At 75.0% G+C, this 25,475-nt stretch carries 19 protein-coding genes and 2 pseudogenes; 13 read left to right on the plus strand and 8 right to left on the minus strand.

The features are described 5' to 3' along the window. Window positions 1–34: 34 nt before the first annotated feature. The 4 genes from BSZ37_RS07680 to BSZ37_RS07695 form a co-directional block, all read right to left on the minus strand. Window positions 35–1,789 carry an ELWxxDGT repeat protein gene (locus BSZ37_RS07680; protein ID WP_095509989.1) on the minus strand — a complete coding sequence of 585 codons (1,755 nt, stop codon included), beginning with the start codon at window positions 1,787–1,789 and terminating at the stop codon, window positions 35–37. Window positions 1,790–1,979: 190 nt separating this feature from the next. After that, on the minus strand, window positions 1,980–3,353 hold the full coding sequence (locus BSZ37_RS07685; protein WP_095509990.1) for a Y-family DNA polymerase: 1,374 nt from the start codon (window positions 3,351–3,353) through the stop codon (window positions 1,980–1,982). Window positions 3,354–3,694: 341 nt separating this feature from the next. Further along, complete coding sequence (locus BSZ37_RS07690) at window positions 3,695–5,122, minus strand: sensor histidine kinase (protein ID WP_218830433.1); 1,428 nt, start codon at window positions 5,120–5,122, stop codon at window positions 3,695–3,697. A gap of 23 nt (window positions 5,123–5,145) precedes the next feature. Beyond that, window positions 5,146–5,916 (minus strand): response regulator transcription factor, encoded by a 771-nt coding sequence (locus tag BSZ37_RS07695; protein ID WP_218830434.1) that lies wholly within the window; start codon window positions 5,914–5,916, stop codon window positions 5,146–5,148. Between the two features lie 199 nt (window positions 5,917–6,115). Between BSZ37_RS07695 and BSZ37_RS07700 the strand changes: the two genes are divergently transcribed. The 13 genes and pseudogenes from BSZ37_RS07700 (at window position 6,116) to BSZ37_RS22625 (ending at window position 21,048) form a co-directional block, all read left to right on the plus strand. Beyond that, window positions 6,116–7,087 (plus strand): DUF2231 domain-containing protein, encoded by a 972-nt coding sequence (locus tag BSZ37_RS07700; RefSeq protein WP_095509993.1) that lies wholly within the window; start codon window positions 6,116–6,118, stop codon window positions 7,085–7,087. A gap of 497 nt (window positions 7,088–7,584) precedes the next feature. Then, window positions 7,585–9,540: a copper resistance system multicopper oxidase gene (locus BSZ37_RS07710; RefSeq protein WP_095509995.1), complete on the plus strand. Its 1,956-nt coding sequence runs from the start codon at window positions 7,585–7,587 to the stop codon at window positions 9,538–9,540. A gap of 17 nt (window positions 9,541–9,557) precedes the next feature. Next, window positions 9,558–10,322 carry a copper resistance protein B gene (locus tag BSZ37_RS07715; protein WP_095509996.1) on the plus strand — a complete coding sequence of 255 codons (765 nt, stop codon included), beginning with the start codon at window positions 9,558–9,560 and terminating at the stop codon, window positions 10,320–10,322. A gap of 30 nt (window positions 10,323–10,352) precedes the next feature. Then, complete coding sequence (locus tag BSZ37_RS21935) at window positions 10,353–11,339, plus strand: nuclear transport factor 2 family protein (RefSeq protein WP_095509997.1); 987 nt, start codon at window positions 10,353–10,355, stop codon at window positions 11,337–11,339. 89 nt (window positions 11,340–11,428) lie between these two features. Beyond that, a complete protein-coding gene (locus BSZ37_RS07725; RefSeq protein ID WP_143537589.1) occupies window positions 11,429–12,829 on the plus strand; it encodes a methyltransferase domain-containing protein in 1,401 nt (466 codons plus the stop codon). A gap of 92 nt (window positions 12,830–12,921) precedes the next feature. After that, window positions 12,922–15,117, plus strand: a complete 2,196-nt coding sequence (locus BSZ37_RS07730) for a copper-translocating P-type ATPase (RefSeq protein ID WP_218830435.1) — start codon at window positions 12,922–12,924, stop codon at window positions 15,115–15,117. Between the two features lie 3 nt (window positions 15,118–15,120). After that, window positions 15,121–16,095 carry a potassium channel family protein gene (locus tag BSZ37_RS07735; RefSeq protein WP_095509999.1) on the plus strand — a complete coding sequence of 325 codons (975 nt, stop codon included), beginning with the start codon at window positions 15,121–15,123 and terminating at the stop codon, window positions 16,093–16,095. Between the two features lie 167 nt (window positions 16,096–16,262). Further along, the gene (locus BSZ37_RS07740; RefSeq protein ID WP_095510000.1) at window positions 16,263–16,523 is read left to right on the plus strand and encodes a thioredoxin family protein; all 261 of its coding nucleotides are present in this window, start codon (window positions 16,263–16,265) and stop codon (window positions 16,521–16,523) included. A 3-nt stretch (window positions 16,524–16,526) separates the two neighbouring features. Then, window positions 16,527–16,937, plus strand: coding sequence for a heavy metal-responsive transcriptional regulator (locus BSZ37_RS07745; RefSeq protein WP_095510001.1), 411 nt, complete (start codon window positions 16,527–16,529; stop codon window positions 16,935–16,937). After that, window positions 16,921–17,517: pseudogene (locus BSZ37_RS22785) on the plus strand (mercuric transporter MerT family protein); the annotation flags it as partial. The gene BSZ37_RS07745 and the pseudogene BSZ37_RS22785, both read left to right, overlap by 17 nt. 31 nt (window positions 17,518–17,548) lie before the next feature. Continuing rightward, window positions 17,549–19,354: a mercury(II) reductase gene (gene merA / locus BSZ37_RS07755; protein WP_095510003.1), complete on the plus strand. Its 1,806-nt coding sequence runs from the start codon at window positions 17,549–17,551 to the stop codon at window positions 19,352–19,354. A 291-nt stretch (window positions 19,355–19,645) separates the two neighbouring features. Continuing rightward, window positions 19,646–20,059, plus strand: a complete 414-nt coding sequence (locus tag BSZ37_RS07760) for a four-helix bundle copper-binding protein (RefSeq protein WP_095510004.1) — start codon at window positions 19,646–19,648, stop codon at window positions 20,057–20,059. Between the two features lie 866 nt (window positions 20,060–20,925). Further along, on the plus strand, window positions 20,926–21,048 hold the full coding sequence (locus BSZ37_RS22625) for a hypothetical protein (RefSeq protein ID WP_281253019.1): 123 nt from the start codon (window positions 20,926–20,928) through the stop codon (window positions 21,046–21,048). A gap of 1 nt (window position 21,049) precedes the next feature. On the opposite strand, the gene BSZ37_RS22845 is transcribed toward BSZ37_RS22625, so the two are convergent. The 4 genes and pseudogenes from BSZ37_RS22845 to BSZ37_RS07780 form a co-directional block, all read right to left on the minus strand. Beyond that, window positions 21,050–21,421, minus strand: a complete 372-nt coding sequence (locus tag BSZ37_RS22845; protein WP_425442614.1) for a DUF7282 domain-containing protein — start codon at window positions 21,419–21,421, stop codon at window positions 21,050–21,052. A 33-nt stretch (window positions 21,422–21,454) separates the two neighbouring features. Then, window positions 21,455–21,895 (minus strand): annotated as a pseudogene (locus BSZ37_RS22790) (DUF305 domain-containing protein); the annotation flags it as partial. Between the two features lie 146 nt (window positions 21,896–22,041). Beyond that, complete coding sequence (locus BSZ37_RS07775; RefSeq protein ID WP_095510007.1) at window positions 22,042–22,854, minus strand: sigma-70 family RNA polymerase sigma factor; 813 nt, start codon at window positions 22,852–22,854, stop codon at window positions 22,042–22,044. Between the two features lie 41 nt (window positions 22,855–22,895). Beyond that, entirely contained in the window at window positions 22,896–25,427 is a 2,532-nt protein-coding gene (locus BSZ37_RS07780; protein ID WP_095510008.1) for a heavy metal translocating P-type ATPase, read from the minus strand. Window positions 25,428–25,475 lie beyond the last annotated feature (48 nt).

The raw sequence follows: 25,475 nt of genomic DNA on the forward strand, positions 1-25,475 counted from the left end.
TCGACGGCCTCGGGAGTGGCCCGGCGCGGCCGGGTCACTCCCCGACCGTGACGACCCGCGTCGCCGTCCGCGCGCCGGCCCGGGCTCGGACCACGTACGGCCCCGGCGCGCGCCCCGACACGTCGACCTCGGCCCAGGTCCCCACGGCCGCGGCCACTCTCCGGCCCAACACGTCGACCACCTCCACCTGGACCGGCCCGCCCCCGGCCCCCACGACGGCGACCCGCAGCCGGTCGGCCGCCGGGTTCGGCCACGCGAGCACGGCGAGCGGCTCGGGATCGGGTCCTCCCTCGGCGGCCACGCCTCCCATGAACGGCGGGGCGCCCAGCTTCCACAGCTCGACGCCGGCCGCGCCGTCGGTGGCGTTGAAGTAGAGCGCGCCGTCGAACTCGGCCAGCTCGATGCCGCTCGTACTGACCTGGCCGTCCCCGGCGCCGGGGTTGACGTCCCCGACGAGGGCGGTCCCGGCCTCCGTCCCGTCGGTCGACCACAGCTCGCGCCCGGTCACGCCGTCGTCGGCCACGAAGTACAGGGCGCCGTCGACGTCGACGAATCCGGGGTCCCCCTGACGGGCGACGAACCCATTGTCCGGGCCGGGGTCGACGTCCTTGACGAGGACGGTCCCGGCCTCGGTCCCGTCGGTCCGCCACGGCTCGAACCCATGCGTCCCGTCGGTGGCCCTGAAGTAGAGCGCGCCGTCGAAGACGTGGAAGTGGGTGGGGTAGCTCGCCCCGGGACCGGGCTTGATGTCCCTCACCCGGGCGGTGCCCGAGGGGGTCCCGTCCGACTTCCACAGCTCGATGTCGTCCAGCGAGTCCTCGGCCCAGAAGTAGAGCGCGCCGTCGAACTCGGCCATCTCCATCAACGAGTCGAAGCCGAACCCGTCGCCGGGGCCGGGCAGGATGTCCTTGACGAGGACGGTCCCCGCCGCCGTCCCATCCGTCCGCCACAGCTCGATCCCGGCCGTCCCGTCGTTGGCCGCGAAGTACAGGGCCCCGTCGAAGCCGACGAACGACTGGGGGAATCCGCTCTCGGCTCCGGGCTGAATGTCTTTGACGAGGGCCGTCCCGGCCGCCGTCCCGTCCGTCCGCCACAGCTCGTACCCGTCGGTGCCGTTGGAGGCCTGGAAGTAGAGGGCGCCCTTGAACGGGGTGAGGTCGAAGTCCGTCCGGTTCGGAGGGTCGACGCTCCCGTCGGGGCCGGGGCGGATGTCCTTGACGAGGACGGTCCCCGTCTCCGTCCCGTCCGTCCGCCACAGCTCGATCCCGTGGGCGCCGTCGTCGGCCGCGAAGTACAGCGCCCCACCCAGGGCGGCGAACCGGTCGACGACGAACTCCGTGATCCGCCGGGTCGCGAGGCTGCCCTCGGGGCCTGGGTTGATGTCCTTGACGAGCGTGGTCCCGGCCGCCGTCCCGTCCGTCCGCCACAGCTCGCGCCCGGTCGCGCCGTCGTCGGCCGAGAAGTAGAGGGCCCCGTCGAACGCGAAGAACTCGGAGGGGCGGCTGTCGTCGCCGCCAGAGTTGATGTCCTTGACGAGCGTGGTCCCGCTCACCGTCCCGTCCGTCCGCCACAGCTCCCGGCCGTGGGGGGAGTCGTCCGCCGTGAAGTAGAGGGCGCCGTCGAACACGACGAACTCGGTGGGCGCCCCCCCCACGACGCCAGGCCGGAGGTCGACGAACGAGAGAGGCTGCGCGAGGGGCGCCCCGGCGAGGGCGGCCGCGATGGCCAGGAGGACGAGGCCCCGGCCGGTGCGTGGACGGACGGGGTGGGGCGTGGACGGGCGGTGCATCTCAGTAGGGACGGGGAGGTCAGTTTGGGGCCCCGCTTACTGCCGCGCGCCGGCCGAGCCGACGCGTGGGGGCGACGGGGCCGGCGTGGACACCGACTCAAACGGAAAGCGGCGCCGGACCGGCTCACGGCCCTCCCGTTCGGGGTCGGAACTAGCCGTCCGCCCCGCTGCGGCGGCTGGGTCCCGGGGGTCAGGCACCCACGGCGGCGATCTCGTCCCACCGCGTCGTGTACCGGGGGCTCATCCGCTCCCGGCGCATCTCCCACCGCGGCGCCCCGTCCGACCCGTCCCGAGCCTTCCGCAGCGCGCTCGGCGGGCCCATCGCCGCGAACGCCACGGCCCGCCGTCCGAACTTCCGGTTGCACGCGTCGAGCGCGTCCATGAGCCGGCCCTGCGCCGCCGTCCACTCCGGCGTCCGCTCGTCGGAGTCGAACAGCGCCCGCTGCTCCGTTCCCGCCGGTCTCAACTCGCCGAGGACGACGCCGGCCTTCCGGTACCGGTACGGCCGGCCCCGCTCGTCGGCCGCGATGAACGCCTCGCCCAGCGACAGCAGCGCGGCCCGGATGAGGTCGGGCGTCCGGGCCGAGGCGACCGTCAGTTCGCGCTCGACCCACCCCGTCCGGTGCGGCCCCGGCCCGTACCCCTTCGTCGTGCAGAACGCGCCGACCCGCCCGGCCACGAGCCCCTCGGCCCGGAGCTTCTCGGCCGCCCGCGCCGCGTGCGTCGCGACCGCCCGGCGGACCGTCTCGGCGTCCTCGACCGGCTCGCCGAAGCTCCGAGAGCGGACCATCGTCTTCCGCTCGACCGGGCCGTCCCCGTCCCGGACACACGGGAGCCCCCGGAGCTCGTAGACCGTCCGCAGGAGGACGACGTTGAACCGGCTCCGGATCACGACGTCCGGGGCCTCGACGAGCTTGGCCGCCGTCGAGAACCCGAGGTCCCGGAGCCGCTGGCCCCACCGGCGCCCGACGCCCCACACGTCGCCCACGTCGAGGTCCTCGAGGAACGCCTCCCGGTCGGGGTGGCCGTAGAAGCAGACGACGGGCTCCTCGCCAGCGCGGAGGAGCGTCCGGGCGTACTCCGAGGCCGCCTTCGCAAGCGTCTTCGTCTCGGCCACGCTCACGCGGACGGGGATCCCGGTCCACCGGAGGACCCGACGCCGGATCTCGCGGGCCGTGGCCTCGGCGTGGTCGCGGAGCGCGTCGCCGGCCCGCCCGCCGGTCGGGAGGTGGACGAACGCCTCGTCGATGGAGTAGGGGACGACGTGGGGCGAGACCGTGAGGAGCGTGTCCATGACCCGCCGGCTCATGTCCCCATACAACGTGTAGTTGCTCGAGAACACCCGGGCGCCCATGGCCTCGAGCTCGCGGCGGTGCTTGAAGTACGGGGCGCCCATCGGGATGCCGGCGTCCTTGACCTCCTGCGACCGGGCGATGACGCACCCGTCGTTGTTGGACAGGACGGCGACGGGGACGCCCACCAGCGAGGGGTCAAAGACGCGCTCGCACGAGACGTAGAACGCGGAGCAGTCGACGAGGGCGACGAGGCGGCGGGGGGAAGGCACGGCGGGGTAGAGGGGTACCCCATGGTCAGACGTGCCATACGCCACCCGTGGTGTCACCGGGGTCCCACGGGGCTTCGCCGTGTGTCCAGAAGCCCCGGTGGTCGGGCGTTGACGGACGATGATTGCTGGACGGGTTGCCGGAGGCGAGACAGCACCAGAAAGGCCGATCCCCACCGATCGCTCATGACGTCCGGAATCAGGCCGTTTTTCGACACAGCTACTGCTTAAAGCGCATCCCACTCAGGGTGGCCCAGCGGCGTCTCTCTAGTGTGTGGAATCACACGCTAGGTCCACCCGACTCCGCCGAGGGGCCTCGGCAGTTCGCGTGAGTACCTGGGGACTCATGAATGGAAGGGCGCCGTGCAGCCCAGGCACGGCAGCTCCGCCCAGAACGTCGCCCCCCGACCGGGTCCCTCGCTCGCGCACCCCACCGTCCCCCCGTACCCCTCCACGATCGCCTTCACGATCGCGAGGCCCAGCCCGCTCCCCGGCTCCGCCTGCACCTCCGGCGTGTCCGCACGGAAGAACCGGTCGAACAGCCGCTCGCACCCCGCCTCGTCGAACCCGGCGCCGGTGTCCTCCACCTCCAGCCGTGCCACGCCGCCCCCGTGGTCCATCCGGACCCATATGTTCCCGCCCGGCGGCGTGTACTTGACCGCGTTCGCCACGAGGTTGTCCACGACCTCCGCGAGCGGTGCCGCCTCGGCGTTCACGCGGACGCCCTCGGCCGCCTCGACTTCGAGCGACACCCCCTTCCCCTCGGCCTCCGGTCGGAACCGCTCGGCCCGCCGCGCGACCAGCTCGCCGAGGTCGAGCCGCTCGCCCTCCGGCCGCGAGAGCGACTCCGCCCGCGCGAGCTGGAGGAGCCCCTGGACCGTCCCCGTCATCTCGGCCACGTCCTCGACCACGCGGCCCAGCGTCTCGCGGTATGCCTCGGGCTCGCGCTCCCGCCGGAGCGCCACCTCGGCCTCGCTCCGGAGCGTCGCGAGGGGCGTCATCAGCTCGTGGGCCGCGTTCGACGTGAACCGCCGCTCGCGCTCGACCGACGCCTCCAGCCGGTCGAGGAGCCCGTTGAACGTCTCCGCCAGCGCCGTCAGCTCGTCGCGCGTCTCGAACTCCGACGGCAGCCGACCGCCCAGCCGCGCCCCGTCGCCGGCCATCCGCCCCGCCGCCTCGGTGAGTACGGCGACGGGCCGGAGCGCGCGGCGCGCGAGCCACCACCCGGCCCCCAGGGCGAGCAGCACGCTCAGCGCCACGCCGAGGGCGAGCATCCGGCCCAGGTCCCGCAGCTCCCGGTGCCGGCTCCACTCGAACCCCGAGACCTCGACGTAGCCCGCCCGCGCGCCGCCCGCGCGGACCGGGACGACGAGCGACCGGAGCGGCTCGCCGTCCCACGCGCGGCTGACCCGGAGCGGCTCGGGCCCCTCGGGGAGCACCACCTCCAGGGGCGAGTGCCGGTCCACGTTGTCCGACCGGTACGTGACCTCGCCCGTCGGAGAGATCACGCGGACGTAGGTCCCGCTCGGCCCGTCGAGCCGGGTCGCCACGGCCTCGGACGCCTCGATCGCGCCCGCCTCGATGCCCCCCGTCCCGACCTCTAGGAGCGGCTCGATCACGCCCCACTCGTGGTCGAGGTGCCGGTCGAACGACCGGTGCGCCGCCGCGTGGAACCCGACGTAGCAGAACACGGCGAACGCGCTCAGGAGGAGGAGCAGCGCGAGCGCGTACCACAGCGCGAGGCGGGCCGAGATGGGGAGGGCGCGGAGCACGCCGTCCGAACGCGCCGGCCCGCTCATTCCGCGCCCCCGGTCTCCCCGGCGGCCCCCTCGCCCGGGACCAGCCGGTACCCCACACCCCGGAGCGTCTCGATCCACGGGGCCCCCGGCGCGCCCGACGCCTTGACCGCGTCGTCGAGCCGCTGACGGAGCCCGCTGACGGTCACGTCGAGGGCGTTGTCGGTCACGTAGAGGGCGTCGCCCCAGACGCGCTCGGCGAGGACCGTCCGCGAGAGGGCCGCGTCGGCGCTCCGGAGGAACACCTCGAGCATGGCGTACTCCTTCGGCCGGAGGGTGAGGACGGCCTCGCCCCGGGGCCCGGCCATCGTCGCCCGGCGCCGCTCGGCGTCCAGCGTGAGGGGGCCGACGGTCACCGTCCGCTCCACGTCGGAGAGCGGGGGGCGCCGGAGGAGCGCCCGGAGCCGGGCCACGAGCTCCTCGAAGGCGAACGGCTTGGGGAGGTAGTCGTCGGCGCCGGCGTCGAGGCCGGCGACCCGGTGCTCGACGTCCGCCAGCGCCGTCAGCATGAGGACCGGCTGGTCCTTCCCCTCGGCCCGGAGCCGCTCCACGAGCGTCTTCCCGTCGCCCTTCGGGAGCCGCCAGTCGACGACGAACGCGTCGTAGGCGTTCGCGAGGCCCAGCCGCTCCCCCTCCTCGGCGTCGCGAGCCACGTCCACGCGGTACCCCTCCTCCTCCAGCCCGCGGCGGACGGAGTCGGCGAGGCGGGCCTCGTCTTCGATGAGCAGGACCCACATGGGGGCGTCGGGGGCGGGGGACGGGAGGGACATGGGATACCCACGGGTCGAGGCGACGCCGCCACCTTACAGCCTTTTCAGGTCGGCCACAGCCCCACCTCAGGCCCCCCGGCGTTCCGTCCCCCCACGACCGCCGACGCCATGGCCGCCCTCGTCGCCCTCTACTTCGCCGCGCTCCTCGCCGCCGTCGGCCGAAGCCTCGCGCCCCCCGCCGTCCCGCCCCGCTAGCCGCATGCTCCCCGACTGGGCCCCCAACGTCCACCCCCTCGTCGTCCCCTTCCCCGTCGCGCTCCTGGTCGTCGCGGCCCTCGTCGACGCCGTCGCGCTCGCCGTCCGCCAGCGCGCGCCGTGGGTCCGCGCCTCGGCCGTCGGGCTCTACGCGCTCGGCGCGCTCGGCACGGCCGCCGCGTTCCTCACCGGCCGCGACGCCTCGGAGTCCGTCGACCTCCCCGCCGCCGCGCTCCCGACCCTCAACGCCCACGCCGACGGGGCGCTCTGGCTCGTCTGGTTCGCGGGCCTCTACGCGGCCGCCCGCGTCGCCGCCCTCTGGCTCGACGGCCGCGGTCGGGAGCCCGGTCGCCTCGCCGTCCACGCGCCGCTGGCGGCCGTCGGGCTCGTGGGGCTGTTCCTCGTCTACGAGACGGCCGAGCACGGCGGCGAGCTCGTCTACCACCACGGCGTCGCCGTCGCGGCGACCGCCCCCGCACTGGAGGCCCCGCCCGACACGGCCCTCGCCGCCCGCCTCGACGTCCTCGCGGGCGCCCCCGCAGAGGGCCCCGTCTTCACCGTCGCGTCCGGCCGGCCGACGCTCGCCGTCCTCCCCGACACGCTCGGCGACCTCGAGGCCCGCGCCGCGCTCGACCTCTCGGGCTTCACGGGCACCGCCGCCCTCGTCTACGCCGTCCAGAGCCCGGCCGACTACGACTTCCTCGCCCTCGACACGGCGGCCTCGGGCCCCGCCACGCTCCGCCAGGGCCGCGCCTCCGACGGCGTGGAGACGACGATGGACCAGCGCACGGCCGCGCTCGACGGTCCCGCCGAGCTGAGGGCCTCCGCCGTCGGCACGCACTTCCGGGGGTACCTCGGCGGCGAGCAGCTCACGCACCCCCACGGCCCCGCCCCGCCGCCCGGACGCGTCGGCCTCCGCCTCGACGGCGCCGGCACCGTCCGCGTCCTCGCCCTCTCCTCTACGCCGGTCGAGTAGCCCTCGAACCCACCACCCATGCGCCTCCTCGCCCTCCTCGCGCTCGCCCTCGGAGCGTGCGCATCCGACGAGACCCCTCGGCCCGCCGCTGTGCCGGCGGCCGCCACTCCGGCCGACGCCCTCCCGAGCGCCGCGGACCGGGCTGCCGCCGTCCCCCGGGCAGACACCCTTCCTGAGCCACCGGCCCCCGACCCCAGCCCGGCGGCCCAGGACGGGCCCGTGTCAGTCCCCGACGTCTCGGCACCCGCGTCGGCCGCCCCCGCGCCCGCCGCCCCCCCACCCGACGCGCCGCCCCACCATGAAGGGGAGCACACGATGGACGACGGCGCGGTCATGGATGGGGACGCGCACGAGGGGCACGGCGGCCACCCCTCCGACCACGACGGCTAGCCTTGCCCTTCGAACGCTCGTCGCGGCCGACCTGTGCGCCATTTAAGGTGCTCCGCGGGCATCCCGCCGGGCCGGGCGCGTTGAACACCCTAGACGCCCCGCCCCCCATGGACCGCCGCCGCTTCCTCCGCGACGCCTCCGCGTTCGGCGCCCTCGCGGGCCTGACCGCCCTCACCCCCGCCTGGGCCCGCTCGGCCCCCGCGATTGGGCCGGCCCGCCCGCCCGGCCTCTCGCCCACCGTCCGCCGCCCCGGCCTCGTCGAGTACGACCTGACCATCGACCGGACCCCCCTCTTGTTCGGCGGCGAGCGCGGGACGGCCGTGACCATCAACGGCGGCGTGCCGGGCCCGCTCCTCCGGTTCACCGAGGGCGACGAGGCCGTCATCCGCGTCCACAACCGGCTCGACGAGGACACGTCGATCCACTGGCACGGGCTCATCCTCCCGAACGCCATGGACGGCGTGCCCCACGTCAACTTCCCCGGCATCGCGGCGCGGTCGACGTTCGAGTACCGGTACCCCATCCGGCAGTACGGGACCTACTGGTACCACAGCCACTCGGCCTTCCAGGAGCAGCTCGGCCACTACGGCGCGCTCGTCATCGACCCGGCCGGGCCCGAGCCCTACGCCTTCGACCGCGAGTACGTCGTCGTCCTGTCGGACTGGACGTTCGAGGACCCCCACGCCATCCTCGACCACCTCAAGAGCCGCCCGAACTACTACAACGAGCAGCGTCAGACGGTCGCCGGGCTGATCCGTGGCGAGGGGATGGGCCTCCGCGAGCGGCTCGACTGGGACCGGATGCGGATGGACCCCACCGACATCTCGGACATCACAGGCGCGACGTACACCTTCCTGATGAACGGACAGGCCCCGGACCCCGGTTGGACCGGCCTGTTCCGGCCCGGCGAGCGGGTCCGCCTCCGGTTCGTCAACGCCGCGGCGGGCACGTTCTACGACGTCCGCATCCCGGGCCTCCCGATGACCGTCGTCCAGGTCAGCGGTCAGCACGTCGAGCCCGTCGCGGTCGACGAGTTCCGGATCGGAAACGCCGAGACCTACGACGTCGTCGTCGAGCCGGGCGACCGGGCCTACACCCTCTTCGCCGAGGCCATGGACCGCTCGGGCTACGCCCGCGGCACGCTCGCCCCCCGGCCCGGCATGACGGCGCCGGTCCCCGAGCGCCGCGAGCGGCCCGTCCTCACCATGATGGACATGGGGATGGCGCACGGCGGGCCGGGCATGGACCACGCCGGCATGGACATGGGCGACGCACCCGGCGGCCACGGCGCCACCGCGGACCACGGGGGGATGGACCACGGCGAGCCGCCCGCCCCTGGCCACCCCGCCGCCGCGGCCCCCGTCCTGGCCCACGGCGACCACGCCGCCCACGCCGACGAGGTCGCGATGCCGGGCGTCGACCACGCCGGCCTCCGCCCGCCGGGCTCGCTCCCCGAGGTCACGCCCCACGGCGCCGACGGCCACGGGGTCGCCAACGCCATGGCCCCGGACCAGACGCGCTCGCGCCTCCACGAGCCCGGCGTCGGCCTCGGCGACGACGGCCGCCGCGTCCTCGTCTACACCGACCTCCGCGCGATCCACCCCGAGCCCCGCCGGGCCCCCGACCGCGAGGTCGAGCTCCACCTCACGGGCAACATGGAGCGCTACATGTGGGGGATCGACGGGAAGACCTACGCCGAGGACCCGCTCATCCCCCTCGTCTACGGCGAGCGCCTCCGGCTCACCATGGTCAACGACACCATGATGAACCACCCGATGCACCTCCACGGCATGTGGATGGAGCTCGAGAACGGCCACGGCGAGCGCATCCCGCGGCTCCACACCGTCGTCGTCAAGCCGGCCGAGCGGCTCTCGCTCCTCGTCGAGGTCGACGCCCTCGGGCCGTGGGCCTTCCACTGCCACATCCTCTACCACATGGACCTCGGGATGTTCAGGGTGGCCATGGTCCAGCGGCCCGCCGACTGGGCCCCGGAGGCGCTCGCCGCGATGTACCCGGCGGGCCTCCCGGCCGCGCTCGCCCGCCCGGACCTCGCCCGCCGGTGACCCCTCTGCACACCCCCATGCCCCGCCTCCTCTCCGCCCTGGCCCTCCTCGCCCTCGCGGCCGGTCCCGCGGCCGCCCAGCACGACGACGCGCCGTTCCCCGAGTACCCCCACTTCGTGCCCGGCGCCGCCCACCCGCCCGCCGTCTACGCCCTCGCCCTGCTCGACGTGTTCGAGGTGGCCCCGGCCGCCGCGGGGCTCCCGGGGCGGCTCGAGGGGTTCTACCGCGTCGGGGCCGACCGGAACCGGCTCTTCCTCCGCGCCGAGGGCGAGGGGCTGATCTCCGAAGGGGAGGGCGAGGCCGAGGTCCAGGCCCTCTACAGCCGCCTCGTCACGCCCTACTTCGAGGCCCAGGCCGGCGTCCGCCTCGACACCGAGGTCGGCGAGGGCGGCCTCCGCGCGCGGCCCCAGCTCGCGGTCGGCCTCGAGGGGCTCGCGCCCTACTTCTTCGAGGTCGAGCCGTTCGTCTTCCTCTCGTACAAAGGCGACCTCTCGGCGCGGCTCGAGGGCTCCTACGACCTCCTCCTCACCCAGCGGCTCGTGCTCCAGCCCGAGGCCGAGGTCACGCTCGCGCTCCAGGAGGTCGAGGACTGGGACGTCGGCTCCGGCCTGAACGCCGTCGAGGCCGGCCTCCGCCTCCGCTACGAGATCAAACGCGAGGTGGCCCCCTACGTCGGTGTCTCGTTCCTCCAGCGCTTCGGCGGGGCCGCCGGCTTCGCCCGCGCCGACGGCGAGCCCACGTCCGAGGGCCTGTTCGTCGTCGGCGTCCGCCTCTGGCGCTGACCCCCACCGTCCACCCCAGCCCCCCCTCCGATGACACGCCCCCTGCTCCTCGCCGCCGCGCTGCTGGCGGCCCCCGCCGCCCTCGCCCAAGACCACGGCGGGCACAACCGGACGGACCACGGACAGATGGACCACTCCCAGATGGGCCACGGCGCCATGAGCCACGACGCCCTCATGGCCCTCCACCTGCGCATGATGGCGGACCCCGAGATCCACGCGGCCATGCGCGCCGACGCCGAGATGCGGGCGCTCATGGCCGAGGTGATGCCCGACATGGACCACGGCGCGATGGGCCACGAGGGCATGGACCACGCCGGGATGGACCACGGCCAGATGGACTCCGACGCCATGATGGCCCGGATGCGCGAGCGGATGGGCGCGATGACCGAGGCCGAGCGCGCCGACGTCATGGCCCGCTTCGAGGCCGTCCACCGCCGCCTCCTCGCGACGCCGGCCGTCCACATGCGCGCGATGGCCGACCCCGAGCTGCGACGGATGATGGAGGCCATGCCGGGGGGGATGCCCGGGATGGGCGACGGCTCGACGGACGGGATGGATCACGGCGCGATGGACCACGGCGCGATGGACCACGCCGAGGGCGTCGCCATGCAGCGCCGGAACGCGGGCGCCCGCCTCGGCGACGAGCGCCCGGCCACGCCCACCGTCGGTCAGGCCGAGTTCGACGCCTCCGCGACCGCCGACCGGTTCCACGCCGCCCTCGCGGCCGGCGACCGCCAGGGGGTCATGGCGATCCTCACGCCCGACGCCGTCATCCTGGAGGCCGGCCGCGCCGAGGCCCGGAACGAGTACCTCGGCGGCCACTTCGCCCGCGACGCCGAGTTCCTTTCGGGCGCCCAGCCCGAGCCCCTCTTCCGCCGCACGACCGTCGCGGGCGACGCCGCCTGGGTCGCCTCCACCCAGCGGGTCGGCGACGCCCAGATGGCCGAGCTGCTGGTGATGGAGCGGACGGCCGAGGGCTGGCGCGTCGCGGCCGTCCACTGGTCCTCGGGGCGGTAACAAGCGGGACCGGGGCGTCATCTGAGCGTCTTTTAAGGGGCGTCGAGTCCGAACGTCGCGTGGTTCGGGGGCACCCCTCCGGCGCGACCGTGACCCTCGACGCCCTCACCCCGCTCCTCCGCTGCCCCGCGTGCGGCGCCGCGCTCTCCCTCGACCGCGTTCCCCAGCCCGACCCCGAGGCGGGCGACTGCGGCGTCCTCCGGTGCCCCTGCGCCGCGGACTACCCCGTCCTCGACGGCGTCCCCATCCTCCGCACCGGCCGACTCGACCGCCGCTCCATCGCCGACGACCTCGTCCTCGCGCCCGGCCCCGACGTGGCGGCCGTCGTCTCTGCGGTCGAAGCGGGCCGGGCGCTCGGCGCCCTCGTCGATCTCCTCGCCGCGCCGCTCTGCCCGTGGCCCCTCAACCGGGTCGGGGCCGGGCGCCGCCTCTCGCTCCTGGGGCCGCTCCGGTCCGCGGGCCTCGCGCTCCGCCGTCGCCGCGTCCACGCCATGCTCCGCCACCGCGACGGGCTCACGGCCGAGGACTGGCTCGCCACCTTCTACCTCCACGCCCCGGAGGTCTACGACCCCTTCAACTACTTCTTCTTCCGGTTCGGGACGCCCCGCCACCTCGCCACGCTCGGGCTCGTCTCCGCCCTCCCGGCCGACGCCTCGCCGGTCCTCGACCTCGCGTGCGGGTACGGCCACCTCGCCCACACCCTCTCCGCCCTCGGCCGGGCCGTCGTCGGGCTCGACCAGAACGTCCACCAGGCGTGGCTCGCCCGCCACTACGTGGCGCCGGGGGCCGCGTTCGTCTGCGCCGACGCCTCGCGGCCTCTCCCGTTCGCCGACGCCGCCTTCGGGGCCGCCGTCTGCTCCGACGCCTTCCACTACGTCCGAGACAAGGGGGGCGCGGTCGCCGAGCTGGACCGCGTCTCGGCCGGCGGCCCGCTCCTCTTCCCGACCGTCGGCAACGCGCTCGTCGGCTCGCCGGACGGCCACGAGCTGGCGCCCGACGCCTACCGCGCCCTCTTCGACGGGTGGCACGTCCGCGTCACCTCCGACGACGCCGTGTTCGCCCACTACCGCGAGGGGCTCGGCCCCGACCTCTCCGGACCCGACGCCGACGTCGACGGAGCCAAGTGGCTCGCGATCGCGGCCACGAAAGGCGACCCCGACTGCCTGCTCCGCGACCACGGCCCCCTCGACGCGGGACCGGGCGGGTGGCCCCACGCCGCGGGCCGCCTCGCGCTCAACCCGCTCTACGAGCGCGAGCCCGGCGGCGACCGCCGGGCGCTCCGGATGCCGTCGCCGTGGTACGAGGCCGAGAACGGGGGCGTCCGCGAGTACATGCCCGCCGTCGTCGGGGAGGGGGAGGCCCTCACGACGGCCCTCGTGGCGAGGGCGGCCGCCGTCGGGCTCCCCGAACGATACGCACGGCCCCGGCGGCCCTGGACACAGCGGGCCGACCGCGCGCTCACCCGCGCCGTCCGGCGGGTCCGAGGGTAGAGGCCCAGACGCCACCTGACAGGGATTTAAGGGGTCGAGCGCGACCCGGACGCCTGTCGCCGACGTTCGCCCATCCCCGAACGCTCACCGCGATGGACCCCGACGCCGCCGACCGCCCCGGTCTCAAGCAGGCCGAGCTCCGAGAAGCCGCTCACGAAGGCCCCCACGGCTCCCACGACGACGGCCACGAAGGGGCTGTCGAAGAGCACGACCACGCCGAGCACGCGCACGAGGCGGCCGACCCCGCCCCTGCGCCCCACGACGGACACGCCGGGATGGACCACGCGGCGATGGACCACGGCGGCCACGGTGGGGGAGGGGGCCACCACGACCACCACGCGATGATGGTCGAGGACTTCAAGCGGCGGTTCTGGGTCTGCCTCGGGCTCACCGTCCCGATCCTCGCCCTCAGCCCGATGCTCCAGATGTGGGCGGGGGTCGACTGGCGGTTCCCCGGCGACGTCTGGATCCTCACCGTCCTCGGCACGGCCGTCTACCTCTACGGCGGCAGGCCCTTCCTCACGGGCGCCCGCGACGAGATCGCAGACCGGCGACCGGGCATGATGACGCTCGTGGCCCTCGCCATCTCGGTCGCGTTCGTCTACTCCATCGCCGTCGTGTTCGGGCTGGAGGGCAACCTCTTCTTCTGGGAGACCGCCACGCTCATCGACCTCATGCTCGTCGGGCACTGGGTCGAGATGCGGAGCGTGATGGGGGCCAGCCGGGCGCTCGAGGAGCTGGCCCGGCTCATGCCCGACGAGGCCCACCGGCTCACCGCCTCGGGCGAGACGGAGGACGTGCCCACGGCCGCGCTCCGCCCCGGCGACCGGATCCTCGTCAAGGCGTCCGAGAAGGTGCCCGCCGACGGGACCGTCCTGGAAGGCACGTCGGCCGTCAACCAGGCCGCCCTCACCGGCGAGTCGGTCCCCGTCGAGAAGGCCCCGGGCGACGACCTCATCGCGGGCTCGGTCAACGGGACCGGCGCCCTTACGGTCGAGGTCACGAAGACCGGCGCCGATGCCTACCTCAACCAGGTCGTCACGCTCGTCCGCGAGGCGCAGGCCTCGAAGAGCCGGACGCAGGACCTCGCCAACCGCGCCGCGTTCTACCTCACCGTTACGGCGATCACCGTCGGCGCGCTCACGTTCGCCGGGTGGCTCCTCCTGGCCGACGTCCCCCTCTCGTTCGTCATCGAGCGGGCCGTGACCGTCATGGTCATCGCGTGCCCCCACGCGCTCGGACTCGCCATCCCCCTCGTCGTCGCCGTCTCGACCTCGATCTCGGCTCGGAATGGGCTCCTCGTCCGCGACCGGGCGGCGTTCGAGCGGGCCCGCGACCTCGACACGCTCGTGTTCGACAAGACCGGCACCCTCACCGAGGGCCGGTTCGGCGTCACCGACGTGCTCCCGGCCCCCGGCGTGGCCGAGGACGACCTCCTCACCACGGCCGCCGCCGTCGAGGGCGGCAGCGAGCACCCCATCGCCGCCGGCGTCGTCCGCTCGGCCCGCGACCGCGGGCTCGCGCTCCCCGACGTCTCGGGCTTCGAGGCCATGACCGGCAAGGGCGTCCGCGCCGTCGTCGGCGGCGAGACCGTCGAGGTCCTGAGCCCCGGCGCGCTGGCGGACGCCGGTGTCGGGGTCCCCGACGCGCTCCGCCAGCGCGGCGACGCGCTCGGGCGCGAGGGGCAGACGGTCGTCTGGGTGGTGCGGGGCGGGGCGCTCCTCGGCGCGCTCGCGCTCGCCGACGTCGTCCGGCCCGAGTCGAAGGAGGCCATCGACCGGCTCCACGACCTCGGGCTCACGGCCGTCATGCTCACCGGCGACAAGCGCGAGGTGGCCGAGCACGTGGCCCGCCAGCTCGAGATCGACCGGGTCATCGCCGAGGTCCTCCCAGATCAGAAGAGCGCGGTCATCCGCGCGCTCCAGGCCGAGGGCCGCGTCGTGGCCATGACCGGCGACGGCGTCAACGACGCGCCCGCCCTCGCGACGGCCGACGTGGGGCTCGCGGTCGGGGCCGGGACGGACGTGGCCGTCGAGACGGCCGACGTGGTCCTCGTCAAGAGCGACCCCCGGGCGGCCGTCCGCGTCATCGCCCTCGCGCGGGCGACGTACCGGAAGATGGTCCAGAACCTATGGTGGGCCGCCGGCTACAACGTCGTCGCGATCCCGCTCGCGGCCGGCGCCCTCGCCCCGTGGGGCGTGATCCTCTCGCCCGCCGTCGGGGCCGTGCTCATGAGCCTGTCGACGGTCGTGGTCGCCGTCAACGCCCGCCGCCTCTCCGTCGACTAGCCCATGTCCGTCGCCCTCGCCGTCCTCGGGGCGGCCCTCGTCCTCGTCGCCCTCTACGACGTCGTCAAGACCACGCTCTCGGCCCAGGGCGGGGCGCCGGTCACGAGCGCCCTCTCGGCGGGCCTCTGGGCCCTCCTCGGGCGGGGGCCCGCCCACGGCCTCCCGCGCCGGGCCGCCGGGGGGACGATCCTCGCCGCCGTCCCCGTGGCGTGGACCCTCCTCCTCTGGGCCGGGTGGACGCTCGTGTTCGCGAGCGACGCCGGCGCCGTCGTCGACGCCTCCTCCCAGGCCCCGGCCGACCTCCCCGCCCGCGTCTACTTCGTCGGATTCACGCTCTTCACGCTCGGCAACGGCGACTTCGTCCCCGCCGGTCCCACGTGGCGCGTCCTCACGGCCGTCGCCTCGTTCTCGGGCCTCTTCCTCGTAACGCTCGCGATCACGTACCTCTTGCCGGTCGTGCAAGCGGTCGCCCAGAAGCGGTCGCTCGCCGGGCGGATCCACTCGCTCGGGCCGACGGGCGCCGCGATCGCGGCCAAGGCCCCGAGCCCCAGCCTGGAGCGCCAGCTCGAGTCGGTCGCCGCAGACCTCACGCTCCACGCCGAGCGCCACCTCGTCTACCCCGTCCTCCACTACTTCGAGAGCGACGAGGCCCGGACGGCCCTGGCCCCCCACCTCGCCGCGCTCAGCGACGCCGCGCTCCTCCTCCGCCACGGGCTCCCCGAGGCCGACCGGCCCGACGGCACGGCCCTCGGCTCGGTCGAGGCCGCCCTCGACGACTACCTCGGGACGGTCCGGGGCTCGCTCGTCAGCCCGTCCGAGGACGCCCCGCCGCCGCCGCCGGCCTCCGATCTCTCCCGGCCGGCCGCCGACGCCGACGTCGCGCTGGCGGAAGCCGCCGGCCAGCGCGGGCGGCAGCGGCGGCTTCTCCGCGCCATTGTCCACCAGTCCGGCCACGACTGGCCAACGGGCCGCGCGTAGCCGCGGCGCCCCATTGGCGCCGAGCCCCCCCTCGCCCTGTCGTCGGCCGCGCCTCTGCGACGGCCGCGAGCGCTCCCCGTAGGGCTCTGCGAGATGGAGCTCGCATGTGAAGGTCCCTGCACCGGGGTTCAGGCCCTACCCTGTGGAACCGACCCGCCCCCGTTCCCTTGACGACGCCCCGCTCCATCGAGGTCTTCACCGCCGACTGCCCCCTCTGCGCCGACGCCGTCGACCTCGTCCGACGCCTCGCCGGCCCGGACGACACCGTGACGCTCCGTCCCCTCCATGACGAGGCCGTGGCGGCTGAGGCCGCACGCCTCGGCGTCCGGTCGGTCCCTGCGGTCGCCGTCGACGGCGCCCTCGCGGCGTGTTGTCGCGACGGGGGGGTGAGCGAGGCCGGGCTCCGCGCCGCGGGCCTCGGTTCCTGACCCGTGTCGCTCACGCGAATCGCGCTCGCGCGGTCGGCCGGCGTCACCCCCTCCGCCGTCCGCTACTACGAGCGCGTCGGGATCCTCCCCGAGCCCGCTCGGACCGCCAAGGGGTACCGCGTCTACGGGCCCGCTGATGTCGAGCGGCTCCGGTTCGTCCACCGCGCCCAGGAGTTGGGGTTCTCGCTCGACGAGATCGCCGGGCTTCTCGCGCTCGCCGTCGCGCCTGGCGACCCGTGCGACGACGTCCGCGCGCAAGCCGAGGCCCACCGCGCCGACGTCGCCGACAAAATCCACTACCTCGAGCGGATCCGCGACACCCTCGACGGGCTCATCGCGGCCTGCCGCGACCACGCCTCGACCGACCCCTGCCCCATCCTCGACGCCCTCCGCCACAATGACGACTCCTCCTGACCCTGCCGCCGACCGGGGCGCCCGCTGGGGCGTGGCCGCCGCGATCGGCGCGGCCATCGCCGCGAGCGCCTGCTGCACCGTCCCGCTCCTCCTCGTCTCGCTCGGCGTCGGCGGCGCGTGGGTCAGCTCGCTCACCGCCTTCGAGCCCTACCGGCCGCTCTTCATCGCCGTCGCAGTGGGCGCGCTGGGCTTCGTGGCCTGGCGCGAGTGGCGTGTGGCCCGGCTAACGGGTGTCGACTGCGACTGCGAGGAGGACGCCGTCCAGCCTCGCACGCGCCGCGCCATCCTCGGCGTGGGCGTGCTTGCGGTCGTCCTCCTCCTCGCCTCCCCGTGGATCGTCCGCGCCGCCAGCGGGCCGCCGGCCCCGACCGTGCTCACCACGGACGCCCCCCTCGCGACGGCCCAGGTGGTCCTCGCTGTCGAGGGCATGTCGTGCGCCTCGTGCGACGTAACCGTGGAGCGGGCGCTCCTGAACGTCGACGGCGTCGATGCGGCCGAGGTCTCGTTCGAGCCGCCCCGCGCCGTCGTCTCGTTCGACCCCACCCGGGCCACGGTCGCCGACCTCATGGCGGCGACGACGGCCGCGGGCTACCCTACGACTCCCGCTACCGATGCCTGACGCGCCGACGCCCGAGACCCTGACGCTCACCGTCGGCGGGATGACCTGCGCCGGCTGCGCCCGCCACGTCACCGAGGCCCTCGAGGCCCTCCCCGGCGTGGCCTCGGCCGAGGTCCCCGGCTGGGAGTCCGGCCGGGCCGACATCGCGCTCGACGCCGACGAGCCCGCTCGCCCCGGTGACCTTGTGGCCGCCGTCGAGGCTGCGGGCTACCGCGCCGCGCTCGACGCCGAAGCACCGACCGGGGCGCCCCCCGCCTCAGGGCCCACCACCGGGTACGGCGCCCCGCCCGACGCGCCGCCCTCCCCGTCCGGCGACGGTGCGCCCTCGCCCCGCCCGCCCGCCGAACCGGGCCCGCTCCCCGAGGGGGCGTACGACCTCGTCGTGGTCGGGGGCGGCTCGGCCGCCTTCGCCGCCGCGCTCAAGACGTCGGAGCTCGGGGGCCGCACCGCCATCGTCAACGACGGACTGCCCATCGGCGGGACGTGCGTGAACGTGGGCTGCGTGCCCTCGAAAGCGATCATCCGCGCGGCCGAGGCCGTCCACCGCGCCCAGCGGGACGCGTTCGACGGGGTCGAGACGACGGGCCGCGTCGCCGACTTCGGCGCCGTCCTCGCCCAGGTCCGCGCCCTCGTCGCCGACCTCCGCCAGACGAAGTACGTCGACGTCGCGGGGGCCGACGACGCCGTCGACCTCGTCGCTGGCCGCGCCCGGCTGGCGGGGCGCGAGGGCGGCCCCCTCGCGGGCGACGGGCTCCACACGGTAGAGGTCGAGGGCCGCCCCGCGCTCCGCGCCCGGTCCGTCCTCGTCGCGACCGGCGCCCGGACGTTCGTCCCCGACGTCCCCGGCCTCGCCGAGGCCGGGTACCTCACGAACGACACGCTCTGGGACCTCGCCGAGGCCCCCGACCACCTCGTCGTGCTCGGCGGCGGGTACGTGGCCGTCGAGGCGGCCCAGGCATTCGCTCGCCTCGGCGTGCCGGTCACGCTCCTCCAGCGGTCCGACCGGATCCTCCCCGCCGAGGACGCCGCGCTCACCGACCCGCTCACCGCCTTCCTCCGGGCCGACGGCGTCGACGTCCGCACCGGCGTCGCCCTCCGATCTGTCCGGCGCGAGGGGACGGAGACCGTCGTCGCCTTCGAGACCGACGGGGCACCCGGCGAGGTCCGCGGCTCGCACCTCCTCCTCGCGACGGGCCGCCGCGGCAACACCGAGGGCCTGGGCCTGGAGGCCGTCGGCGTCGCCCCCGACGCCCGCGGGTTCCTCCCCGTCGACGCCGCGCTCCGTACCTCGGCCAACGGCGTGTACGGGGCTGGCGACGTCCTCGGCGACAATATGTTCGTCTACACCGCGGCGTACGAGGGCGCGCTCGCGGCCCGGAACGCCCGCGAGGGTCACGACGCCGAGGCCGATTACACGGCGCTCCCGTGGGTCGTCTTCACCGATCCCCAGCTCGCGGGCGTCGGCCTCGACCTCGCCCAGGCCGAGGCCGCGGGGTTCGACGCCGAGGCGACGACGCTCGCGATGGAGTACGTCCCCCGCGCGCTCGCCGCCCGGGACACGCGGGGCCACCTCACGCTCGTCCGCGACCGCGAGACCGACCGGCTCCTCGGCGCCCGGGTCCTGGCCCCCGAGGGGGCCGAGCTCCTCATGGAGGTGGCCCTCGCCATCCGGCACGGGATCACGACCCGGCAGCTCGCCGACGCCTTCCACCCGTACCTCACGCTCTCCGAGGCCGTCAAGCTCACCGCGCTCACGTTCCGGAAGGACGTCGGGCGGCTCAGTTGCTGCGCGGCGTGACTCGCTCCGCGCTATCCGGGCCGTCCGGCATCATGCCGCGGGTTTCTATCTGAGGGAAGTGGGACTGTGCGCTTGACCCAGCGAGCGGCGCCGGCTCCTCGGCGGAATCGTACCTCGAGCAGCTACGACTCGCACCGCCCCGGGCGCTCCTTGAACGGCGCGTAGGGGACGGACAACGGGGCCCCTCCGGCCAACCTGTGAGCGATTTAAGGTTCGGCCGCCGAACGCGGGGGCCGTCGCTCCGTGCAACGAGGGCCACCCGGCACCCCCTTCTCACATACCCCTCTCCCCATGCGCACCCAGGACATGCTCTCGAAGCACTCCGACCCCTCGGACCAGCTCGACAAGGTCGTCGCGCTCGTCAACAGCGCCTTCGCCTGCGAGCAGTGCTGCACGTCGTGCGCCGACGCCTGCCTCGCCGAGGACTCGGACATGGACCTCACGGCCTGCATCCGGACGAACCTCGACTGCGCCGACGTCTGCGCCACGACCGGCCGCGTCCTCTCGCGCCAGACCCAACCCAACGACGCGATCCTCCGCGCCCAGCTCCAGGCCTGCGTCGCCGCCTGCGACGCCTGCGCCGACGAGTGCGAGGAGCACGCCGACATGCACGAGCACTGCCGCGTGTGCATGGAGTGCTGCCGCGAGTGCGCCGACGCCTGCCGGGCGCTCCTCGACGCCATGCCTCAGGGCGCGACGGCCTAGACCCGCCCCGCTCGCCGCTCCGACGGCGCGGCCTCGACGCGGGGCCGCGCCGTTTCTCGTCTGTCCCCCCGACCCATGACCGACCAGTCCCTCCTCGCCGCCTGGGGTCTCACCACGACCGCGGGCTACCTCGCCACGCACGCGATGGGCGTCGCGGGCACCGAGCTTCTGGGGCTGAGCGTGTTCGGCTCCATCGTCGCCGTCTGGGCGCTCCTCATGCTCCCGCCCGTTGTCCTGACCGCGGCCCTCGCCGCCCGCCGCCGGACGGACGCCCACCACTGGGTCTGGGTCGGCCTGGTGGTCGCCGCCCTCGCGGCCAACGTCGGCGTCGCCGCCTCGGGGGGCGGACACACCCACAGCGGGTCCAGGCACGGCGGCGCCTCCGCGGGCGCCCCGAGCCACGGGGAGCCCGGGCACCACGACGGCCCGGCCTACTCAGCGGGCACGCCCGCGACCGCCAGCGCAGAGGGCTCGGACGGCGGCGGGCACGCCCACCCCGACGGCGGCCACGGCGGAGACCCCGGCCCGAACGACGGCGCTGGGGACGGCTCAGGCGACCACCCGCACCCGGACGGCGGTCATGCCGAGGCGGGCGGCACGGAGGCGCAGGCCACACCGGATGAGACCGCGGCCCCCGCCGACTCCGCTGGCGGAGCCGTCAGCGCGTCCGCGTCAGATCCCACGAGCGGCAGGTCCGGCCATGGAGAATCGGACGGCGGCCTGTTCGACGCCGCCGGGCTCCAGCACGCCGCCTCTTCCACCTCTGGTTCCTCGTCGGCGCGCTCGGGTTCGCGTTCAGCGCGGGCGTCGCCCACGGCGGCACGCGACGGGCGCTCTACGGCCTCGCCGCGCTCCTCAACGCCATCATGGTCGTCGCGCTCATCGCCGTGCCGGGCGCGCGGGAGGCCGCGTTCCTCGGCGCCGCGGCGGTCCAGGGACTCCCCATGCTCCTCGACCGCCCGCTCCGCGCCCGCCAGCCTGCGGCCTGAGCTACCGGGCCACGACGGCCTCGACGACCGGCTGGCCGCCGTCCGTGAGCGGCGGGTCGAGGTCCCCCGTCCCGAACTCGAACCGGCCGACCTCGCCCGTGTCGTCGTGGAGCATTACGTAGAGCGTCCCCGTCGGCGCCGCGTCGAGGTCGACGGGCACGCGCTCGGTCGTCCCGTGCATCACGAACGACCGCCCGACGATCCGGCCGGCGTCCGGCCCGCCAGCCGCCGCCTCGGGGTGGACCACCACCCACGCGTCGGACTCGACGGCGACGCGGTCGAGGACCAGGATGTCGCCCCGAAACGGGCTCGCGCCGACCGCGAGGACGGGGGCCTCCGGAAGGTCCTCCGAGCCGCCCTCGACCGGCGGCACGCTCGGCGGGATCGGCGCGCCCGGGACGTCGGACCCCTCGAGGTCACCGATCAGCGCCTCCATTTCGGCGATCTCCCGCTTCTGGGCCAGGATGATCTCGTCGGCGAGGCGCCGCACGCGGGAGTCGGAGATCTCGGCCCGCTCGCTCGTCATGATCGCGATCGAGTGGTGGGGGATCATCGCCTTCATCCAGTCGACGTCCTGGACCGTCGCCTGGCTCTGGGCCAGCCACAGGCCGAGCGCGAAGAGGACGGCGCTCCCGCCGAAGATGGCCGCGTTCACCTTCTCGTTCTCGTACATCTTCAGCATGAACGCCAGCATTATGACGGCCATCGTGGCCCCCATGTAGAGCGCCATGAAGAGCTTCGTGTCGCTCCACCACACGTGGTCGAGCGAGTAGACCGTCGAGTACATGAGGACGAACATCACGACCGCCGACGTGATGATCATGGCGAAGAAGCGGCCGTACGACATGGAGGAAGGGGGGTGTGAGAGGAGGGGGCTCGCGCGCTGACGGACGCGACGAGGCCCCGGACGGTCTACCCGCCCGGGGCCTCGTGGATCGGCGAGGGCCGGGGACCTGACCGCCTTTTAAGGTTCTCAGGCCGCGGTCCGGGCGCTCAGGCCGCGTCCGTCGCGTCGCCGAAGACGGGCCGGAAGCCGGCGCCCTCGACGGCGCCGCGGACGGCCTCGCGGTCGGCGCCGTCGGAGAGGCGGACGACGGCCGGGCCGTCGAGCGTGAGCTGCTCGACCGTCACGCCGGGCGTCCGCTCGAGCGCGCGCGTGGCCCCGGCGACGCAGCCGCCGCAGGTCATGCCCTCGATCTGGAAGCGGAGGGTGCCGGGGGTCTGGGTCTCGTTCATGGTGTTGGGGGGTGGTGAAACGGAGTCGGTCGAGGGGTCTGGCCGGGCACACGTGCAGTCGAGGCAGCCCGCGCACGCCCGACAGGCGAGGTCGAGGCGGGCCCGGAGCGCGGCCCGGGCACGGTGGCGGCGGACCCGGAGCGCGCCCGCGCTGATGCCCAGCCGCTCCGCCAGCGCGCCCGCGGGCTCGCCGTCGAGGTCGGCCCGGAGGACCTCGGCGGACTGCGCCGGGAGCCCGTCCAGGAGCGGCCGGTAGCACGCGCACAGGCGGGCCTCCTCGCCCGGCGGGGGCTCCGCGTCGGGCTGCTCGGCAGCGTAAGCCGCCTCGCGCGTCGCGGCGGCCTCGGACCGGCGGTGGGCGTCGACGGTCGCGTTGCGGACGACGCGCCAGAGCCACCGCGTGAGGTCGGCCTCGTCGTCCATCGGAGGCGCGGACTCTACGGCGCGCACGAGCGCGTCCTGGACCACGTCCTCGGCCGCCTCCGGCCCGAGCCGCCCGCGGACGTAGCCGACGAGCGCCTCGCCCTGGGAGGCGAGTGTCGATTCGAGCAGGGTCGGAGAGGGGGACATGGGGGGCGCTTTCCTGGACAAACGCGGCGACCGCCGGAGCGTTACACGGTGGCGACGACCGGGGGCTGGAAGCGGCGGAGCCGGAGGGCGTTCGTGAGCACGAAGACCGAGGACAAGCCCATCGCCGCCGCGCCCAGGACCGGCGAGAGCAGGACGCCCAGCGCGGGGTAGAGCACGCCCGCCGCGACCGGGATCAGGACGACGTTGTAGGCGAAGGCCCAGAACAGGTTTTGCTTCACGTTCCGGAGCGTGGCCGCGCTCAGCGCCCGGGCCTCGACGAGCGCCGTGAGGTCGCCCCGCATGAGGACCACGTCGGCCGCCTCGATGGCCACGTCGGTCCCGGTCCCGATGGCGACGCCGACGTCGGCCTGGGCGAGCGCGGGCGCGTCGTTGATCCCGTCGCCGACGAACGCGACGTGGGCCGGGCCGCCGCCCGCCCCGCCCTCGGATTGGAGCTGGCGGACGGCCTCGGCCTTGTCGGCCGGGAGCACCTCCGCGAGCACCTCGTCGATCCCGAGCCGCCGCGCGACGGCCTCGGCCGTGCCCCGGTTGTCGCCCGTGATCATCGCGATGCGCAAGCCGGCGTCGTGGAGCGCGGCGATGGCCGCGGGCGTCGTGGGCTTGACGGGGTCCGAGACGGCGAGGGCCGCCGCGAGCCGACCGTCGACGGCGGCGTAGAGCGGCGTCTTGCCGGCGTCCGCCAGCTGGCCGGCCGCATCGGCGAGTGGGCCGACGTCGACGCCGAGGCGGGCCATGAACCGGTCGGCCCCGACCTCGACGCGGCGGCCCTCCACCGTGCCGCGCACCCCAAAGCCGGGCACGGCCTCGAAGTCAGCAGCGTTGGGCACGCTCAGCCCCCGCTCGTCGGCCGCCCGCACGATGGCCGCGCCGACGGGGTGCTCGCTCGGGACCTCGACGGCGGCCACGAGCCGGAGCAGGTCGGCCTCGTCTAGGTCGGCGTCCGCTGCTAGCGCCACGTCGGTGAGCGTCGGCCGCCCCTCGGTCAGCGTCCCCGTCTTGTCGAGGGCGACGACGTCGGCCTCGAACAGCGTCTGGAGCGCCTCGCCCTTCCGGAACAGGACGCCCAGCTCGGCCGCTTTCCCCGTCCCGACCATGACCGAGACGGGCGTCGCGAGCCCCATCGCGCACGGGCACGCGATGATCAGCACGCTCACCGCCGCGACGAGCGCGTACGTCAGCGCCGGGCTCGGACCCACGGCCAGCCACACGGCGAACACGGCCGCCGCGATCACGAGCACGATCGGCACGAACACCGCCACGACCCGGTCGGCGAGGGCCTGGATCGCCGGGCGCGACGCCTGCGCCTCCCCCACGAGCTGAACGATCTGGGCGAGGACGGTGTCGGCCCCGACGCGAGTCGTCCGGACGAGGAGCGACCCGGCCTGGTTGACCGTCCCGCCCACGACCTCGGCGCCCTCGCCCTTCTCGACCGGGACCGGCTCGCCCGTCACCATCGACTCGTCGACGTAGCTCGTCCCCTCCGTGACCACGCCGTCGACGGGCACCTTCTCGCCGGGCCGCACGCGGACGACGTCGCCCACGGCCACCTCCTCGACCGGCACCTCGGTGTCCTGGCCGTCGCGGACGACGCGGGCCGTCTCGGCGCGGAGCCCGAGGAGCGCGCGGACGGCGTCCGAGGTCTGCCCCTTCGCCCTCGCCTCGAACCACTTGCCCAGCAAGATCAGCGTGATGATCGTCGCCGACGCCTCGTAGTAGACGTGAACGGCGCCCGCGGGCAGCGCGCCGGGCAGGAACGTCGCGACGACGGAGTACCCGTAGGCCGCCGTCGTCCCGAGCGCGACGAGCGTGTTCATGTCGGGCGCCCCGTGCCGGGCCGCGGCCCACCCCGCCCGGTAGAACCGCCAGCCCGGCCCGAACTGGACGGCCGTCGCAAGCGCGAAGGCGACGAGCCACCGCGTCTGCATGGGGATCAGCCCGTCGATCCACGCCATCCCGCCGGGGATCGCCATCGGGACCATCTCGAGGAGGAAGAGCGGGAGCGTGAGCCCGGCCGCCCACCCCAGCCGCCGCTGGAGTTGGTGGCGGTCGCGCGCCCGCGCCTCCTGCTCGGCATCGGCGGCTGAGACGCCGGCCTCGGGCTCGACCACGTCGTAGCCCGTCCGCCGGACGGCCTCGTACAGCGTCTCCACGTCGGTCCCGGCCGAGTACCGCACGCGCGCGCGCTCGGTCGCGAGGTTCACCGACGCCTCGACGACGCCGTCCGCTCCTCGCAGCGCCTTCTCGACGCGGCCGACGCACGCCGCGCACGTCATCCCGCCGACGGCGAACGTGACCTCCTCCGTCCGCACGTCGTACCCCGTGCGCTGGACCGCCTCCGCCAGCGCGAGGGGCGTCGTCTCGGCCGCGTCGAACGAGACGGTCGCCCGCTCCGTCGCCAGGTTGACCGTCGCCTCGTGGACGCCCGGCACGGCGCGGAGCGCCTTCTCGGCGCGCGTCGAGCACGCCGCGCACGTCATGCCCCCGATCCCGAGCGTGGCGCGGGCGAGGGCCTTCCCCGGACTCGGCCCGGGGGCGTCGGGCGGCGAGGGCACGGCGACGGCTCCGTCACCGGAGGAGGTCGGGAGGTCGGAGGGGGAGGG

Source organism: Rubrivirga marina, from assembly GCF_002283365.1.
Taxonomy (GTDB): domain Bacteria; phylum Bacteroidota; class Rhodothermia; order Rhodothermales; family Rubricoccaceae; genus Rubrivirga; species Rubrivirga marina.

Coding starts and splice junctions, on each gene's coding strand:
- BSZ37_RS07680 (WP_095509989.1), bottom strand. CDS start 1,789: ATGCACCGCCCGTCCACGCCCCACCCCGTCCGTCCACGCACCGGCCGG.
- BSZ37_RS07695 (WP_218830434.1), bottom strand. CDS start 5,916: ATGTCCCTCCCGTCCCCCGCCCCCGACGCCCCCATGTGGGTCCTGCTC.
- BSZ37_RS07700 (WP_095509993.1), top strand. CDS start 6,116: ATGCTCCCCGACTGGGCCCCCAACGTCCACCCCCTCGTCGTCCCCTTC.
- BSZ37_RS07710 (WP_095509995.1), top strand. CDS start 7,585: ATGGACCGCCGCCGCTTCCTCCGCGACGCCTCCGCGTTCGGCGCCCTC.
- BSZ37_RS07715 (WP_095509996.1), top strand. CDS start 9,558: ATGCCCCGCCTCCTCTCCGCCCTGGCCCTCCTCGCCCTCGCGGCCGGT.
- BSZ37_RS21935 (WP_095509997.1), top strand. CDS start 10,353: ATGACACGCCCCCTGCTCCTCGCCGCCGCGCTGCTGGCGGCCCCCGCC.
- BSZ37_RS07730 (WP_218830435.1), top strand. CDS start 12,922: ATGGACCCCGACGCCGCCGACCGCCCCGGTCTCAAGCAGGCCGAGCTC.
- BSZ37_RS07735 (WP_095509999.1), top strand. CDS start 15,121: ATGTCCGTCGCCCTCGCCGTCCTCGGGGCGGCCCTCGTCCTCGTCGCC.
- merA (WP_095510003.1), top strand. CDS start 17,549: ATGCCTGACGCGCCGACGCCCGAGACCCTGACGCTCACCGTCGGCGGG.
- BSZ37_RS07760 (WP_095510004.1), top strand. CDS start 19,646: ATGCGCACCCAGGACATGCTCTCGAAGCACTCCGACCCCTCGGACCAG.
- BSZ37_RS22625 (WP_281253019.1), top strand. CDS start 20,926: ATGGTCGTCGCGCTCATCGCCGTGCCGGGCGCGCGGGAGGCCGCGTTC.
- BSZ37_RS07775 (WP_095510007.1), bottom strand. CDS start 22,854: ATGTCCCCCTCTCCGACCCTGCTCGAATCGACACTCGCCTCCCAGGGC.